General features: G+C 65.6%; 15 protein-coding genes and 1 pseudogene. 5 read left to right on the top strand and 11 right to left on the bottom strand.

Annotated features, from left to right (window positions below; translation table 11 throughout):
- Nucleotides 1–9 precede the first annotated feature (9 nt).
- From NO347_RS02905 to NO347_RS02880, 6 genes are all read right to left on the bottom strand, one after another.
- Entirely contained in the window at nucleotides 10–1,875 is a 1,866-nt protein-coding gene (locus tag NO347_RS02905; RefSeq protein WP_256288178.1) for a hypothetical protein, read from the bottom strand.
- A complete protein-coding gene (locus NO347_RS02900; RefSeq protein WP_256288177.1) occupies nucleotides 1,872–3,143 on the bottom strand; it encodes a Single-stranded DNA binding protein in 1,272 nt (423 codons plus the stop codon). The genes NO347_RS02905 and NO347_RS02900 overlap by 4 nt, the downstream gene beginning before the upstream one ends.
- A 93-nt stretch (nucleotides 3,144–3,236) precedes the next feature.
- The gene (locus NO347_RS02895; RefSeq protein WP_121568424.1) at nucleotides 3,237–3,527 is read right to left on the bottom strand and encodes a DUF7520 family protein; all 291 of its coding nucleotides are present in this window, start codon (nucleotides 3,525–3,527) and stop codon (nucleotides 3,237–3,239) included.
- A 336-nt stretch (nucleotides 3,528–3,863) separates the two neighbouring features.
- On the bottom strand, nucleotides 3,864–5,615 hold the full coding sequence (locus tag NO347_RS02890; RefSeq protein ID WP_256288420.1) for a cbb3-type cytochrome c oxidase subunit I: 1,752 nt from the start codon (nucleotides 5,613–5,615) through the stop codon (nucleotides 3,864–3,866).
- A gap of 162 nt (nucleotides 5,616–5,777) precedes the next feature.
- On the bottom strand, nucleotides 5,778–6,161 hold the full coding sequence (locus tag NO347_RS02885; RefSeq protein ID WP_115821743.1) for a DUF6684 family protein: 384 nt from the start codon (nucleotides 6,159–6,161) through the stop codon (nucleotides 5,778–5,780).
- Nucleotides 6,162–6,275: 114 nt separating this feature from the next.
- The gene (locus tag NO347_RS02880; RefSeq protein WP_256288176.1) at nucleotides 6,276–6,644 is read right to left on the bottom strand and encodes a DUF7541 family protein; all 369 of its coding nucleotides are present in this window, start codon (nucleotides 6,642–6,644) and stop codon (nucleotides 6,276–6,278) included.
- 118 nt (nucleotides 6,645–6,762) lie between these two features.
- On the opposite strand from NO347_RS02880, the gene NO347_RS02875 reads away from it, so the two are divergent.
- The 5 genes and pseudogenes from NO347_RS02875 (at nucleotide 6,763) to artA (ending at nucleotide 11,142) form a co-directional block, all read left to right on the top strand.
- Nucleotides 6,763–7,875, top strand: coding sequence for an OBG GTPase family GTP-binding protein (locus tag NO347_RS02875; RefSeq protein ID WP_256288175.1), 1,113 nt, complete (start codon nucleotides 6,763–6,765; stop codon nucleotides 7,873–7,875).
- A 32-nt stretch (nucleotides 7,876–7,907) separates the two neighbouring features.
- Complete coding sequence (locus NO347_RS02870) at nucleotides 7,908–8,696, top strand: hypothetical protein (protein WP_256288174.1); 789 nt, start codon at nucleotides 7,908–7,910, stop codon at nucleotides 8,694–8,696.
- 42 nt (nucleotides 8,697–8,738) lie between these two features.
- Nucleotides 8,739–9,203, top strand: a pseudogene (locus NO347_RS02865) (TIGR04206 family protein); the annotation flags it as partial.
- Between the two features lie 88 nt (nucleotides 9,204–9,291).
- Nucleotides 9,292–10,059 carry a VOC family protein gene (locus NO347_RS02860; protein WP_256288172.1) on the top strand — a complete coding sequence of 256 codons (768 nt, stop codon included), beginning with the start codon at nucleotides 9,292–9,294 and terminating at the stop codon, nucleotides 10,057–10,059.
- Between the two features lie 159 nt (nucleotides 10,060–10,218).
- Nucleotides 10,219–11,142 carry an archaeosortase A gene (gene artA, locus NO347_RS02855; protein ID WP_256288171.1) on the top strand — a complete coding sequence of 308 codons (924 nt, stop codon included), beginning with the start codon at nucleotides 10,219–10,221 and terminating at the stop codon, nucleotides 11,140–11,142.
- A gap of 31 nt (nucleotides 11,143–11,173) precedes the next feature.
- On the opposite strand, the gene dph5 is transcribed toward artA, so the two are convergent.
- From dph5 to NO347_RS02830, 5 genes are all read right to left on the bottom strand, one after another.
- Nucleotides 11,174–11,953: a diphthine synthase gene (dph5, locus tag NO347_RS02850; RefSeq protein ID WP_256288170.1), complete on the bottom strand. Its 780-nt coding sequence runs from the start codon at nucleotides 11,951–11,953 to the stop codon at nucleotides 11,174–11,176.
- A gap of 239 nt (nucleotides 11,954–12,192) precedes the next feature.
- The gene (locus NO347_RS02845) at nucleotides 12,193–12,408 is read right to left on the bottom strand and encodes a DUF8149 family protein (RefSeq protein WP_256288169.1); all 216 of its coding nucleotides are present in this window, start codon (nucleotides 12,406–12,408) and stop codon (nucleotides 12,193–12,195) included.
- Nucleotides 12,409–12,471: 63 nt separating this feature from the next.
- Complete coding sequence (locus tag NO347_RS02840) at nucleotides 12,472–13,041, bottom strand: DUF998 domain-containing protein (protein ID WP_256288168.1); 570 nt, start codon at nucleotides 13,039–13,041, stop codon at nucleotides 12,472–12,474.
- A gap of 86 nt (nucleotides 13,042–13,127) precedes the next feature.
- The gene (locus tag NO347_RS02835; RefSeq protein ID WP_121568238.1) at nucleotides 13,128–13,988 is read right to left on the bottom strand and encodes a cytochrome c oxidase subunit 3; all 861 of its coding nucleotides are present in this window, start codon (nucleotides 13,986–13,988) and stop codon (nucleotides 13,128–13,130) included.
- A 162-nt stretch (nucleotides 13,989–14,150) separates the two neighbouring features.
- Nucleotides 14,151–15,227: a phytoene/squalene synthase family protein gene (locus tag NO347_RS02830; protein WP_256288167.1), complete on the bottom strand. Its 1,077-nt coding sequence runs from the start codon at nucleotides 15,225–15,227 to the stop codon at nucleotides 14,151–14,153.
- Nucleotides 15,228–15,271 lie beyond the last annotated feature (44 nt).

Below are 15,271 nucleotides of genomic sequence, written 5' to 3'. Positions count from 1 at the left end.
CGGCACGGCTCAGATCGCCTTCAGGCTCCCTTCGGCGGGCTCGTAGCACTGGCCGCTCATCAGCGCCTCCTGGATGGCGTCCTCGACGTCGTCTGGGTCGACGCCGTACTCCTCGACGACCGTCGCGACGACGGCCTCGCGGTCGGCCCCGTCGCCGTCGTCGAGATCGGCCATCACGGACACCGCGGCGTCTTCGAGGTCGACGTCAGCGGCCGATTCCTGTGCGGTGTCGTCGGCATCAGCCGCGGGAGCCGCGTCCGGTTCGGCGGACGGCTGCTCCGGCGCGGAGTCAGGGGCGGACTCCGCAGCGGGCTCTGCAGGGGCTGTGTCGTCCGCATCTGCCGTGAGCGAATCGCCTGCGTCCGATGCGGTGTCGTCGGCCGTGGCTGCCGTCTCCTCGGCCGGACTGCCTTCCGATTCCAGCTCGTCGACGTCCGGCACGTCGATGTCCGCTTCGCCGGGCTCGTCGACCTCGTTGCCGGTCGAGAACTCGGTGCCGAACTCGGCTTCGATCTCTGCGCGCTCGTCCTCGTCGAGTTCATACATCTCGCCCTCGTCGAGGCCAGCGTCGGTGCCGGCGGCGGCGCTGGCGTCCGCCTCAGTATCCGATCCGAACTCCGAATCGGTCTCGAAGTCGGAGGCGGACCCGCTCTCGCTCGTCGCTTCGTCAGCGGGATCAGCATCTCCGGCGTCGGCGCCGAAGTCGCCGAGATCGTCCGTTCCGCCCAAGTCGTCCGTTTCGGTCGACCCTGTGTCTGGCGCCGCCTGCGTGTCGGCAGCCGTGCCGCCGACGTCAGCGTCTGCGGTTCCGGCGTCCCTGTCGACCGCGTCGGCTGCGTCGGTCGCTATGTCAGCGTCCGCCGCATCCGTCGAGGTCGTTGTCTCCGAGGCGTCGGTCGCGGTTCCGGTGGTCTCTGTATCGGCCGTAGAGGTCTCCGCGCTGGGAGCGGCGGCGCCCGTGTCGGTGGCTTCGGCGCCTTCCTCCGATGCCGTGTCCGTCGGCGCCGTGTCCGCCGGCGTCGCGTCCGCGGATTCTGGCGCGGACGACTCGGTCGCATCGGCAGCAACGGAGTCGGCTGCGGCCTCAGTATCGGTCGATGCAGCCGACTCCGCCGTGACCGACGCAGCAGTGTCTCCCGGTGCGGCCGACGCGGCCGCGACGGTCGGCAGCGGGCCGAGCTCGTCCGGTCCGGCTTCGTCGGGGGCGACCGACGGCGTCTCGACGGAGTCGCGTTCGTCGGCGACCAGTTCGAGCGCCTGCACGGCCATCGTCCGCACGGCTTCGAGATAGTGTTCGGTCGGTTCGTAGTGATCGACCGCGAGCGCGACGCCTTGGGCGAGCGCGGCGTCGACGCCACGCGATTCGAGCGCCGCGCGCAGGTCCTCGCCGCGGACGTCCATCGTCAGCGCGGCCGCGGTCGTCGCGACGCGTTCGAGCGTCGCCTCCGCGGCGGCGACGACCCAGCGGTCGCGCGTGTCCGCGTCGACCTCGTTGAGGCTCTCGGGGCGGACCGACGTGAAGATTCGATCGGAGTCGTCGGGCTGATACGTCCGCGCCTTCCCGGTGAGTGAGACGAAGCACGGCGGTGCGGCGCGGTCGAGAAAGCCCATTGCGTCCGGCTGATACTGGCCCGCGTAAGTGACGAACACGCCCGTCGGATCGGCGATCCGACCGCGGACGATGTCGTCGTTGACCTGTTCGACCTCGGTGAGCGCGCCGACGGCGAACAGGCGGTTGATCCGCGCGCCGGTGGGCGTCACGACGTAGTTGGGCGCGCGCTCCTCCTCGCCCTCAGAGTACGAGAGCGTCGCGTCGTCGAACTCCGCGGCGAAGAGGCGTCGAGCCACCTCACGGCGGTTCTCGGCGTCGCTCACGGCCGCACCTCCGTCAACAGCGCAGTCGCACGCGCGGCAGGATCCTCCGTCGAGCGCTCGAACTCGCTCGCCTCGACGCTCGCGCCGTAATCGTCGACCGAGAGGTTCCCCCGGACGCGGAACTCGTGGCCGACGACGGTCTCTCTGATCTCGTCGGCGACGACTTCCTTGTCCATCGCGTCGCGGGCGGCCGCCATCGCGTCTTCCATCGTGCCGCCGTAGAGGTCCTCGGTGAGTTCGCGATCAAGGATCACCGTCACCGTCCCGGTGCCGTCGTCGACGATCGCTTTCACGCGCATATCGTCTTCCCCGTCGACGTCGCCGTGGACCCGGCACTGGCCGTTCTGGAGCACGCGGCCGCAGTCCGGACAGCGCTCGATGAGTCCCGAGCCGTCGCGGACTTCGAGGACGTTGCCGACGAGTTCGACGTCGAACAGGCCGCCGGAGGCGACCGCCTCGGCGACGTGCATCCGCGGCGCGTCGTCGTCGACTTCGACCTCGCGCGCGAGCGGGGTGATAGTCGTGAACTCAGAGAGGTTCACCTGCGGGACGCCGCGGAACTCCCGAACGTACACGTCCTCGAAGCGGAATGCGTGACCCTCGCGGAGTTCCGAGCGGGCCTGCCAGTCGGTGAAGGGCAGTCGCCCGGTCTCGTCGGCGACGACGCCCGAACGGATGGTCGTCTCCCCGCTCCGTCCGTCGATGGCGCGCTCCTCGGATTCGAGCACGCGAACCTCGACGTTGCGGCCGCGGTCGCCCGATCGGAGGTCGACGAGAGCGGTGTCGCCGCCGATCTCGTAGGGCACTTCGACCGGTGTCGTCTCGACTGCGACGGTCGACGATTGGCCGATGTTCAGTTCCGGTTCGCCGTCCCACTCGCGGACTCCCGCGTTGCCGACGGTGATCGAATCGCCGGGCTCGAAGCCGAAGTCCTCCCAGGCCGTATAGGAGAGTTTCCCCGTCGCATCCGCAAGCTCTCCCTCGCGGATGACTTGCTCTTCGCCCTGATACTGGATCGAGCGCCGACCAACCGAGAGCACGCGGACTGTCACGGTGACGTTGCCGTCCTCGGTCGTGACTTCGGCGACGTCTTTCGTCGTCGGGGCCGCACCGCCGCCGTCGTCGCCGCCGTGTTTCCGGCGGATGCTCTGTTTGGCTTCCTCAATCGGGACGCTGTACGATACGAGATTCTCCAGGTCGGATTTGACCTCCGCTTTGTCAACCCCGAGGGCGGAGGCGAGCTCCTCGGCGTGTTCGTCTACGTCCATCGTCGGTGGGACTACAGCCGCCTGGGATAAAAAGGGTCGCGGGGCCGGAAGCTCCCAGCGCGTCGCTGGCAACGAGCGCGGACAGCGCCCTGATTAGCCCTCGCTGTCGATCTCGCGGGAGACGTAGATGACGAGCGCGAGGGGGACACCGAGGACGAGCGCGAGGGTCAGTCCGCCGAAGGCCGCGAAGCCGAGCGGCGTCGCCGGAAACGGGACGACGAAGAGAAACATCGGCTGTTGAAGCCCCTCGACGAACGTCGCGGTCAGAAATCCGACCGCGGCCCCCACGGCGACGAGCGCGGCGTACAGTCCGAGGACGAATCGACTCCCGCTGCGCCCACCGGCGTCGCCTTCGCGGCCGTCGTCGCCAGGCTGGTTCGAGATGTCGGTCTCGCTCACGCGTTGCCCTCGGCGACGCGGGCGGTTAAGCCACCCGTTCACGATCGTTGCCAGCCAACCGACGCACCTTTGACCGCGCGCACCGAAGAGGTGATATGAGCGATAGGGACCTCCTCGGAGTCGTCCTCGGTGCAATCGCCGTACTGATGTTCGCGACCGGACTCTTCCTCGCCGTCTAACAGACCGCCGGTCGAGTCTCCTTTCTTGGACTGCGAGTCCACGGGCAGAGTCGTACGTAGCGCGCTGGCCGCGACACCTGAAGACCGACCGACAGCGCGGCCGCTAGTCGAAGGTAAAAACGTGAAGAAGTGATCGAGCGATTCAGGCGTCGTCGCGGTCGTCCGCGTCGCCTTCGGGCTGACCGCCGTCGGTCAGCGCCGTCTCGTCACTCTCTTCTCCACCGTCAGCGATCGCCGTCTGCTGTTTCTTGTCGTACCAGTCCCACTCGGCCGTGTAGAGGCCGGATTCCCGAAGGTTCCACGGGTCTCCGTCCTCGACTTTCGGCCCTTCGAGCCACGACTGGACGAAGTTCCAGACGAAGATGACCTGTCCGGCCAGCAGCAGCAGCGCACCGACAGTCGCGAGCTGGTGCATCGTCGCGAACTGCGGGAGGTACGTCGCATAGCGGCGCGGCATCCCGCCGTAACCGAGCAGGATCATCGCGAAGAACGTCAGGTTCGTCCCGACCATCGTGAGCCAGAAGTGCGCCTTAGCGAGCGTCTTCTGGTACATCCGATCGGTGTACAGCGGGAACCAGTAGTACAGTCCCGAGAACACCGCAAAGCCGATCGCACCCATAATGACGTAGTGGAAGTGCCCCACGACGTAGTAGGTGTCGTGGAGGACTAAGTCGACCGGGATGGACGCCAGGAAGACGCCCGTGACGCCGCCGATGATGAAGTTAGCGACGAAGCCGACCGAGAACAGCATCGGCGTCGTCAGGCGGATCCGGCCGTTCCACATCGTCGTGATCCAGTTGAACGTCTTCACCGCGCTCGGAATCGCGATGGCCAACGAGACGGCCATGAACGAGGCCCGAAGTCGCGGGTCGATGCCCGTCGCGAACATGTGGTGCGCCCAGACACCGAAGGAGAGCACCCCGATCGCGAGCGTGGAGTACACGACGAACTTGAACCCGAAGAGGCGTCGTCCCGAGAACCGCGGGATCACGTAGCTCACGATCCCCATCGGCGGGAGCACCAGGATGTAGACCTCCGGGTGTCCGAAGAACCAGAACAGGTGCTGCCAGAGGATCGCGCCGCCCTCACCGGAGAAGAACGTCGTGCCGAAGTTCCGGTCGAAAAGCAGCATCACGAGCGCGCTGCCGAGAAGCGGGAACGCGAACAGGATGAGCCCCGACTGCGTGAGGATCGTCCACGAGAAGATGTCGAGGTTCGCCCACGAGACCTCGTCGCCGCGCTCGGTGAAGATGGTCGCGATGAAGTTGATCGCACCCATCGTCGCCGAGACGCCCGAGAGGTGCAGGCCGAGCAGCATCAGATCGACGCCGGCGTTCGCTTGATTACCGGCTCCGACACCCGCCGACAGCGGCGTGTACATCGTCCAGGCAGTCTGTGCCGGGAGCACGTCCGGAAGCGGGAAGAAGCCCGCCCAGATGAGCAGTGCCGCCGGCGGCAGCAGCCAGAACGCGATGGCGTTGATCCGCGGGAACGCCATATCGTCTGCGCCGATCAGAAGCGGCACCAGATAGTTCGAGAACGCCGCCAGAATGGGCGTCCCGAACAGGAACAGCATCGTGATGCCGTGACTCGTCAGCAGCGAGTTGTAGAACGTGTTCGAGATGAGCGACATCCCGGGGTCGAAGAGTTCGACCCGCATCAGAACGACCATCAGGCCGCCCACGGTGAACGCCGTGAGCCCGTACGCACCGTACAGGATTCCGATGTCCTTGTGATCGACTGTCGTTAACCAGCGAATGATACCAGACGGTTTCTCTTCGGAAACGTAGCTATCCTGCTGCCCGTACCCGCCGCCCCCAGCGATCGGGCTGTACGAGCGCCAGTTTTCGACCCGCGCGATCCACGCGGCGACGGCAACGAGGAGGATCCCCATTAGAACCGTCAGTGCTAACTGTCCGTTAACCTCCATAGGGGTGTCTGAGTAACGGAAGGTAATGAAAGGTTCGGGACGCCGTGACGGCCCCTCCGAATCGACTCACACCGCAGGCGCTGATCGAGCGGTCCAGCAAAGAGGAAGAAGTCGATTCGAAGCGTGTTAGGCTTCGTCTTCGCTCGCAGCGTCGTCGGTGTCGGCCTCGCCTTCGACGGCCGCTTCGGGCTCTTCGTCTTCGTCGAATTGATTCATCAGTTCGCCGTCTTCGCCGAGCGGTTTGGCACCCTCGACGCCTGCCTGGCCGGGCAGGTAGAGTTCGCCTGTCATTTCGCTTCCGGCGACGGCACGCCCGGCAAAGTACGTCAGAATCGCTAGCAGTACGAACGGAACGGCTACTAGTCCGAACTGAAGCGATGACGCGAGCGGGTCGACCCCGAACGGTGTGACCACGGCGAAAGCGACGATGAAGAACGCCATAATGAACAGCGGGACCATATTGACCGTCAGGTCGAGCAGGGTATCCCGATCGAAGATCTTGTTCGCCATAGGTGGTTCTTCCGGTGGAGAATAAAATAGGTTATTGATTCCGTGCGATTCGAGTCCACCTCAGCGCCGGGGGTCTCGCCGCGCCCGGTCGCAGCGGTTCGGCGCGTCGGTCGACTAGTACGTCGGTTCCTCAGTGTCCTGTGCGAAGAGCGACCCCGCGAGACCGCCAGCGACGAGGATCACGGCAGCGGCGATGATCGCGAACCCGCGGTCGGGGAGGTTGATGCTGGTGTAGATGAATCCCAACCCCAGCGCCGCGAGCGGGATCGCGACGACGACCATCGCGCGCCACGGCGTCCGCGCGTAACTCGATTCTGTGGCCATCCCAGCCACGCTCCCGCCGAACAGGAGCAACCCCCCGACAGAGAGCGGAAACAGCCCGAAGAGGATTCCGAGTTCCGCAATCGGAACCCCGAGCGCGATGAACAGCGGCCACGGGCTCGCCATCCGATACTGCTCCGAAAGTCCCGGTTCAGCGTCCATTATCGGCGCTACGTCCCGAGAGGTACAAAGGGCTTCGATTTGTGCCAGGATGTCGACGGGACCGAGCCGTAATCCGGAAAGAACACCTTTTTCGACGCAGATCGTAGATTCATAACCGATGGGACTGGAGGAAGAGATCGACGAACTCCGCGAGGAGATCGCGAACACGCCCTACAACAAAGCCACCGAGGAGCACATCGGCCGGCTGAAGGCGAAGCTCGCGGAGAAGAAAGAAAAACTCGAAAATCGATCCTCCAGCGGCGGCGGTCACGGCTACGCGGTCGAGAAGACCGGCGACGCGACCGTCGCGCTCGTCGGCTTTCCGAGCGTCGGCAAGTCCACGCTGATCAACGCGCTCACGAACGCCGACAGCGAGGTCGGCGAGTACGAGTTCACGACGCTCGACGTCAACCCCGGGATGCTGAAGCACAACGGCGCGAACATCCAGATCCTCGACGTACCGGGCCTCATCGAGGGGGCCGCCGGCGGGCGCGGGGGCGGGAAGGAAGTACTCTCTGTCGTCCGCACCGCCGACCTCGTGGTCTTTATGCTCTCGGTGTTCGAGATCGAGCGCTACGAGCGCCTACAGCGGGAACTCTACGACAACAAGATCCGCTTGGACACGTCGAAGCCGAACATCACGATCTCCAAGCGCGGGAAGGGCGGCATTCAGGTGACGACTTCCGACGATGTCTCGCTCGACGACGACACGATCGCGAGCGTCCTCCGCGAGCACGGCTACGTCAACGCCGACGTGACCGTCCGCGGCGACATCACGATCGACGAACTCATCGACGGCATCATGGACAACCGCGTCTACCTACCCTCGATCGTCGCCGTCAACAAAGCGGACCTCATCGACCGCGACTACCTGCCGACGGTCGAGGAGAACCTCCGGGACGTCGGCGTCGATCCCGAGGAAGCGATCTTCATCAGCGCCGAGGCCGAGAAGGGGCTCGACGCCCTCAAAGAGAAGGTCTGGGAGGCGCTCGGCCTGATCAGAGTGTATATGGACAAGCCCGGTCGCGGCGTCGACTACGACGAACCGCTCGTCCTGATGGAAGGCGAGAACACCGTCGACGACGCACTCAGAAAGCTCGGCGGGACGCTCGACGAGCGGTTCCGCTTCGCCCGCGTCACCGGCCCGAGCGCCAAGCACGACGAACAACAGGTCGGCCGTGACCACGAACTGCAGGACGAGGACATCCTGCGCGTCGTCGCCCGGAAGTAACGCTTTTTTCGTCCGCTGGGAGACTGCCTGGCGTGCCCTCCACGAAGCAGTCACTGGCTATCCTCGGGATCGTCACCGCGCTCCTCGGTGGGGCGTACGTCGCTGGCATATTCGACTCTCGACCACCCAGCGATCCGACAGCCGAACGGTTGGCCCATCAGGCGGCGAACGCGACGGCGGAGGTACCCGCCTACTCGTTTACCGTCGGTGGGAGTGTCACCGTCGAACGCGGCGGCGACGAGAAGCAAGCGAGCTACTGGGGCCACGGCGGATTCAATCGCTCCGAGCGCAGGTATCGGATCGAGATCGGACTCGCAGACGACCGTGAGACACGATTTCTGCAGGGACGGACGCGCTACACGCCGTGTCCGTACTCGCGGTACGTCAACGTCGCGAACGTCTCCTATGCGACGGAACTCCCACAGAACCGGTCGTGGACGACCGACACGATCCTCGGCGGTCAGCGGCAACTGTTCGAGTTCGCTCGCGTTTACGATCGGGGTACGAGCACCGTCGGCGGAGAAGCAGTGCGCGTCGTCGAGGTCGTGCCCGACCAGTCGAAACTCGCCTCGGTTTCGCTCTCGGTCCCCGGCGAGGGAGACGTCGAGCAGTTGAACCGGAACGCAGACGAACTCCGCGCGATGCTGTATCTCTCATCGGAGACGCACCTGCCGCGCCGCGTCGTCGTCCACCGCGAGCGTGGTGGATTCGGGCGGCCATCGATCGAGGAGCGCATCGTCTACGACTTCACGTACGGGCCGAACTCCGTCGAGCGCCCGCCTCGAACAGTCGACAACGAGAGTGCCTGTCCGACCCCGTAGGCGGACGCTGACCGTGTCCTTCTTGCGGATACGGCACGGAGTAGAGCCGTGTCTCGCACCACCGCACGAACCGTCGCCGTCCTCCTCGCGCTCCTCGTCGTCCCGTGGTCGGTGCAGGTCTTCAGCGGCCGCGACGCCACGTTCCTCTTCGCGTGGGGGCTGTTCAACACGAACCCCCTCTCGGTGACGACGCTCTCGGACTTCCTGTTCGTGTACACGCAAGGGCTGCCAGAGTACATCCTCGCGTGGCCGCTGTCGGTCGTGTTGTACGCGCTCGCGCTCGTGAGCGCCGTGATCGGCTGGCGGACCGGTCGCGAGGACCCGAGGGTCACGGCGGGCCTCCTCGTCGTGGCCGCGATCGCGCAACTCCGACTCGCGTGGGGGTTCTCCGTCCAGCCGGCGCGAACCGCGTGGCCGACCGGCACGGCGGCGTTCCTCGTCGTCGTGTGGTGGTGTTACTGGCCGCGGGTCCAGGCGCGGTTTCGTCGCCAGTTCGACGCCTCGTGAGCGGGCCGGCCCTGTCGAATCGGCGTCCCCGAGCCCGCCGGGGGCCGCTTCAGCACCCTTTTTGCCCGCGGCGTCCGTCCGTTCGCGTATGTCTGGAGTACTCGACCACGTGATGATGCGCGTCGAAGACCTCGAGGAGTCTCTCGATTGGTACACGACGCACCTGAACTACGAGGAGAAGGGCCGCTGGGAGGCCGACACCTTCACCAACGTCTACCTCGGCCCCGAGGAGATGCACGAGGAAGGTGCGATGCTCGAGCTCACCTACAACCACGACGACCGGACCTACGAGATGGGCGACGCCTGGGGCCACATCGCCGTTCGCGTCCCCGAGGGCGAACTCGAAGCCCACTACGAACAGCTGATGGAGGAGGGCGTCGAGGACTACCGCGACCCCGAGTCCTGTGGTGGCCGCTACGCGTTCGTGAAGGACCCCGACGGCCACGAAGTCGAAATCGTCCAGCGCGATCCCGATCAGGGCGCGAAGTGGAGTCTCGACCACACGATGATCCGCGTCGAGGACGCCGACGAGGCGCTCGGCTTCTGGACGCGGAAATTCGAGTACGAGCACACCAGTCGCTGGGAGTCGGATACCTTCGCGAACTACTTTATGAAGCCCGAGGGCGCCGACGACGCCGCGATGTCGGTCGAACTCACGTACAACTACGACGGGCGCTCGTACACGATGGGCGACGCCTGGGGCCACCTCTGCGTGCGCGCGGACGACCTCCACGACTACTGGGACACGCTGATGGAGCGCGAGGCCGAGGACTACCGCGACCCCGCCTCCTGTGAGGACCGCTACGCGTTCACGACAGACCAGGACGGCCACGAGATCGAGATTCTCGAACCCTAACAGGGCTTATCGTAACTGTTCGGAGATTCTCGCCGTACCGTCCGGCGAGACATCTATGACGACGTACGGTAATCCCTGTAGCTCGACCGAGTCGTCGGTCGGACGCAATCGCCACACGGAACGACAAGGGATTTATTCGTCAGATCCGTTCAACTGCATATGCCCGGGTTGCTCTCCGACGCGCTCGCGTGGGCCGTGATCCTGACGTTCGCCGTCGGGGTGCTCTCGGAAGGCCGAAATCAGCGGCTCGCGCGCTATGTGACCGTCGCCGCGTGGATCGGCTTCGCCGTCTTCTGGCTCCAGTTAGTGCCGCACTTCGCGTTCGTCCACAAGAGCTACGTCGAGGGCGTTCTCGCGGTCGCGGCCGTCCCGGCGTCGCTGTACACCGGCTACCTGCTGTGGAACGGCCGCGACTCGCTGTACGTGCTCTCGCGGGCGGTCGCAGTGATGGGGCTGATCTACCTTCCCTTCGAGACGATCCCGGCGTTCTCGCTGCTCGGTGTCGCCGTCCCGGCCCCGCGCGGCGTCCTGATGGAGACCGTCGCCGCACAGACCGGCTTTCTGGTGAATGCGCTCGGATACCACCCCGAGATGATCGTCGGCGAACAGGGCTATCTGAACACGTTCCTGTTCTTCGACGGCTCTCATCGGCTGACCGTGGCGGTCGTCCTCGCGTGTACGGGGCTCGGGAGCATCGCCATCTTCGCCGGCCTGATCGCCGCGGTGAAGGCCCCGTTGCGCCGAAAGCTTCGCGCGATGGCCATCGCCGTGCCGATCATCTACGCGCTGAACCTCCTGCGGACGACGTTCATCACGATCGCCTTCGGCAAGCAGTATATGCAGTGGTTCGTCGACGAGATTATGTTCCTGTTCGGTTCGTCGGACCCGTATATGGTCTCTTTTTTCATCTCCGATCGGATCATCAGCCAGATCCTCGCGGTCGTCGTCCTCGTCGGAATCACCTATCTGGTCGTCCGCGAACTCCCGGAACTCCTGACGGTCATCGAGGACGTTCTGTTTATGCTGACCGGCGACGAGTACGACCTCGAATCCGAACTCGGACTGGAGCGGTCAGGGGCCTGATCGGCGAGCGAAACCAGAAGAATCGGGTCCGCTACACTTCGTTTGCTTCGAGCACGTCGGCCGGCGCCCCGCCGAGCGTCGCGAGCGCGTCGGACTCGACGTGGTGGAGGTCGCCGGGGATCACGAGCAGGTGAAGCGGGTCGCCGAAATCCGCCGTGGCCAGCTCCGAGAGTCGGTCGGCGACGACCGTCGGCTCTGGGCTCCCGGCGCGAGCGACGACGACGCCGAGCACGTCCTGCCAGTCCGCAGCGAGCATCTCCGCGGCGACGTCGGCGCTCATATACTCCTCGCGCTCGGCCTTGATATCGAGATAGACCACGGTGTGGAGGCCGCGCTCGCGGTTCGCCTCGATCGAGTCGACGACGCTCTGGGGAACCCCGTCGGCGCCGTGCGCGTACGGGAACGGCAGCGTGACGGCTTTTCCGAAGCGGTAGTTCTGGAGCCCTGTGAGTCCGCTTGCGGCCGTCTGTGCGGTAACGCCGTGGATCACGCGGGTGTCGATGCCGCGCTCGATCGCGCGGAGTCGCAGGTCGACGTGCGTCGTCGAGATCATCGTGTCGCCGGCGGTGAGGAACGCGACGTGTTCGTCTTCGGCAGCGTCGAGAACGTCTTCGGGATGTTGCTCGACGCCCGCGCGGTCCCGGACGTCGATGTCGATATCGTGGTACGCCGACAGTTCGTCGACAGTCGCCCCCACGAGGTGGCTCGTGTAGAACTCGGCGACCGCCCGGTCGGCGTCGGCAAGCGCCTCTCGGCCCTCGACGGTGATCGAGCGCTCGTCGTACAGTCCGAGGCCGATGAAGGTGAGCATACCTCGTCTGGGCGGGCGGCGCGTATAAACCGCGTGAATGTCCGTCCAGGCGGGGGAACGCGGCCGGTTCGGCGGTACTCTTTTTATCGATGCTGCTGAATCACCATCTGGCGCTGTCAGCGCCTTGGTTTGTTCGAACGACGATCCGGCGGTCGACTGGTCATCGGCCTGCTCGGAACGTCGTCGTTCCATCCGTCCTGAGCCGCGTCGCTCGACGGTCATCGAGCCCCGACGCTCGCTTACTCCTCGTCCAGCAACCCGAGGTCGTCAGCGACGGCGTTGGCCAGTTCGTCGGCGATCACCGGATCGACCTGCGCGATCTCCTCGCCGTCGTGCCGGTGCTCGTTGTGTTTCTCTAGGGACGTTCGGAGTTGCGAGAGCGACACCCGCGACGTCGTTCCGCACTCCTCACAGACGATCGGGACCGTCGGTTCGTCCGTCTCCTCCTCGGTCATACCCGACACTCGATCGACAGGTGTGAAAACTGATCCGGTTTCGGGGTCGGCAGTGGGATGCCGTTAGCCTCCGCTTCGGACGGGCGGGGCGAGAAAGACGACCCAGCCGCCGAACATCACGACGCCGCCCAGTTCTGGGAGCGCCAGGCCCGGACCCGGCCGGATGCCGAGAAGCCAGACGAGCCAGCCGAGCAGGTGGCCCACAGCGAGCGCGAGGCCGAGTCGGCCGGCCGTGGTCGCCCGCCGCAACCACCCATCCACGGACACCGTCGCCGTCGCGAGCAGGAAGAATGCGACCGCGACAGGGAAGTGCAGCGGCGTTCCGGCCGGAAAGACACCGACCAAAACCATCGAGACGATCGACAGCACGTAGCTACTCGCGACCGCGATCGAGGAGCGCCGGAGCGCGAGTGCGTACGCGATACCGACGGCGCCGCCGGCGACGAGGCCGCCGTTGAACAGCAGTGCTGTCCCGGACGCGGTTCCGAGATCCGAGAGCGCACTTCCCGCCCAAGAGAACGTCGCGGACCGCCACGTGGCCGCGAGGATCGCAGTAATCGCGACGAGCGCGCCCGCTGGTCCGGCGTGTGTGGCGTAGCGCATCAGTGTGTCGGCGACGCGACTGTTCGTCACGGCTGTACGTCAGTGCATCGCCGCAAAAAGTGTCGGGCCCATCGGAGCCCGGACGGGGCGTCCGACGCGTCCGGACGACCGTTCGATCAGACGCCGACTTCCGCGCCGACGTACAGGACGACGACGAGGAAGATCCAGACGACGTCGACGAAGTGCCAATACATCGAGGCCGTACTGACCGACACGTGGCGTTCAGCGGAGTACTGACCCATCAGCGCGCGGACGAAGACGATCCCGAGGAGGACCGCGCCGAGGCTGACGTGGAGTCCGTGGAGTCCGGTGAGGCCGAAGAAGGCCGACGCGAAGAACCCGGACGTGAGGGTGAAGTCCGCGTGGACGATGAACTCGTAGTACTCGTAGATCTGGCCGCCGATGAAGATCACGCCCAAGAGAAGCGTCATCGCGAGGCCGATGAGGAAGTTCTGCCGGTCGCCGTTCCGGATCGCGACGTGTGCGTAGTGCAGCGTGATCGACGACACGACCAGGATCGTCGTGTTGATCAGGATGAGCGACCCTGTCAGGTTCGGGACGCCCGTGAAGATCGACGCCCAGTCGCCGGCGCGGATGTAGAAGTAGTATCCGAACAGCGCGCCGAACGTCGCCAGTTCGGAGCCGAGGAACGCGAGCATCCCCCAGCGGAGTTTGTTCGCGCTCTGTGAACTCGCTTCGCGTGACCAGAACTTCACCACGAACGCGTGATACACCCAGCCGTACAGTCCAACGAGGAACACGCCGACCGTCGCGACGAGCGCCATCGGGCCGGCGAGCGGGCTGACGATCGCGCCGTCGCCGCGACCGAGGATGTACAGCGCGGCCGCGACGTAGACGCCTGCTCCTCCGACCGCGGTGACGAACGGCCACCAGCTCGCTTCACCAAACCCACGGGGCCAGTCCTCGACCGCAGGGAGGTGGTGTCCGTGGTCGTCGTGTGCTTCTTCGGTACCCATAGGCGTGGGTTTCGATCCGACGACTAAAAACCCTCCCAAAACATACGACGATATTTGCCTCAGCCGGCGCCGACCGCGCTCGAAACCCCGCGGTCTTCGCCGGTTGCGACGCGTGATCGTGACCGCGGCGAGCAGGCGACTGTATCTGACGGGGTCGCTCAGTCAGTCGGCGCTCGACGGCGTGCGGTGGTACGGACCCGCCGAGATGTCCTCGCGAAGTTCGCCGAGTGCCTCGCGGTCCCCGCCACTGCTCATCTCGGTGACGACGGCGAGAACCTCCTGTCTGGAGATCTTCACGCCGGTCGCCGAGAGCGCGTCTTCGGGACGCGCGAGGAGTTCTCTGAGGGTGCCGACGGCGAGCAAGAACGGAATGGCCCACGCTTCGAGAGTGTTGCCGTCGCGGAGCGGCACCGTTTCGAGGTACGTCTGAGCGTCGTCGAGGAACGAACCCGCGAACTCGGCGGTTCGGCGGACGACTGACGCCGCGCTCGCCTCGTGCTCGTCGTCTAAGACCTCTTCCTGGGGGACGCCGGCGTCCTGGAGCCACTCCGCCGGGAGGTAGACGTTGTCCTCGGCCGTGTAGTCGTCGTAGACGTCTTTCGAGATGTTGACGAGCTGGAGGAGCAGACCGAACTCCTCGGCGGTGTCGTACAGCCGACGGCGGCGGTCGGCGGCGACGTCGTGCCGCGTCACGAGGTTCGTGATGAGGTTCCCGACGGTGCCGGCGGCGTAGTAACAGTACTCTTCGAGTTCGCTGCGAGTCTGGATGCGGAGGCCGCCGTCGTCCTCGTAGCGTTCGACGAACTCGGCCATCCCCTGGACGAGTTCTCTCGCCGGCGGGACGATCGCCCGCTGGACATCTTCGGGGAGGCTCTGGAACGTGCGGAGGACGCGGGGGGAATCGCGAACGACTGCCCAGTCGTCGGTCATCGCGTCCTCGTCGGGGAGGTGGGGCTCGACGGAATCGACGAACGATTCCGCCGTCGTCTCGTCCTCGGGATCGAGGACGGCGTCGTACGTGCGGAGCAGCGTCGCCTGTTCGGCCGGTGGGATGTGCGAGGCGTCTTCGACGGTGTCTGCGATCCGGCAGACGAGGTACCCGAGACAGATGTACGAGGACATCGGTTCATCGAGCACGTCCACCGTGAGCGCGAAGGTGCGAGAAACCCCTTGGACCGACTCGTGACACCACTGGAGGTCGGCTTGGTCGACTCGGGGGCGTTCATCCTGCTGAGACATTCGGAGTGTCAACTCCTACGGAGGGCGGCATAAAAAGCTTCGTG

Origin of the sequence: Halobellus inordinatus (assembly GCF_024464655.1) — an archaeon.
GTDB classification, from domain to species: Archaea; Halobacteriota; Halobacteria; order Halobacteriales; family Haloferacaceae; genus Haloquadratum; species Haloquadratum inordinatus.
Note: the sequence above shows the minus strand (reverse complement) of the source record. Positions and strands in the feature narration are given on the sequence as shown.

Excerpts from the sequence above, each read along its gene's own strand:
- NO347_RS02860 (WP_256288172.1), top strand. The coding sequence starts at position 9,292 with ATGTCTGGAGTACTCGACCACGTGATGATGCGCGTCGAAGACCTCGAG.
- NO347_RS02835 (WP_121568238.1), bottom strand. The coding sequence starts at position 13,988 with ATGGGTACCGAAGAAGCACACGACGACCACGGACACCACCTCCCTGCG.
- NO347_RS02830 (WP_256288167.1), bottom strand. The coding sequence starts at position 15,227 with ATGTCTCAGCAGGATGAACGCCCCCGAGTCGACCAAGCCGACCTCCAG.
- NO347_RS02845 (WP_256288169.1), bottom strand. The coding sequence starts at position 12,408 with ATGACCGAGGAGGAGACGGACGAACCGACGGTCCCGATCGTCTGTGAG.
- NO347_RS02900 (WP_256288177.1), bottom strand. The coding sequence starts at position 3,143 with ATGGACGTAGACGAACACGCCGAGGAGCTCGCCTCCGCCCTCGGGGTT.
- NO347_RS02875 (WP_256288175.1), top strand. The coding sequence starts at position 6,763 with ATGGGACTGGAGGAAGAGATCGACGAACTCCGCGAGGAGATCGCGAAC.
- NO347_RS02890 (WP_256288420.1), bottom strand. The coding sequence starts at position 5,615 with ATGGGGATCCTCCTCGTTGCCGTCGCCGCGTGGATCGCGCGGGTCGAA.
- NO347_RS02880 (WP_256288176.1), bottom strand. The coding sequence starts at position 6,644 with ATGGACGCTGAACCGGGACTTTCGGAGCAGTATCGGATGGCGAGCCCG.
- dph5 (WP_256288170.1), bottom strand. The coding sequence starts at position 11,953 with ATGCTCACCTTCATCGGCCTCGGACTGTACGACGAGCGCTCGATCACC.
- NO347_RS02885 (WP_115821743.1), bottom strand. The coding sequence starts at position 6,161 with ATGGCGAACAAGATCTTCGATCGGGATACCCTGCTCGACCTGACGGTC.
- artA (WP_256288171.1), top strand. The coding sequence starts at position 10,219 with ATGCCCGGGTTGCTCTCCGACGCGCTCGCGTGGGCCGTGATCCTGACG.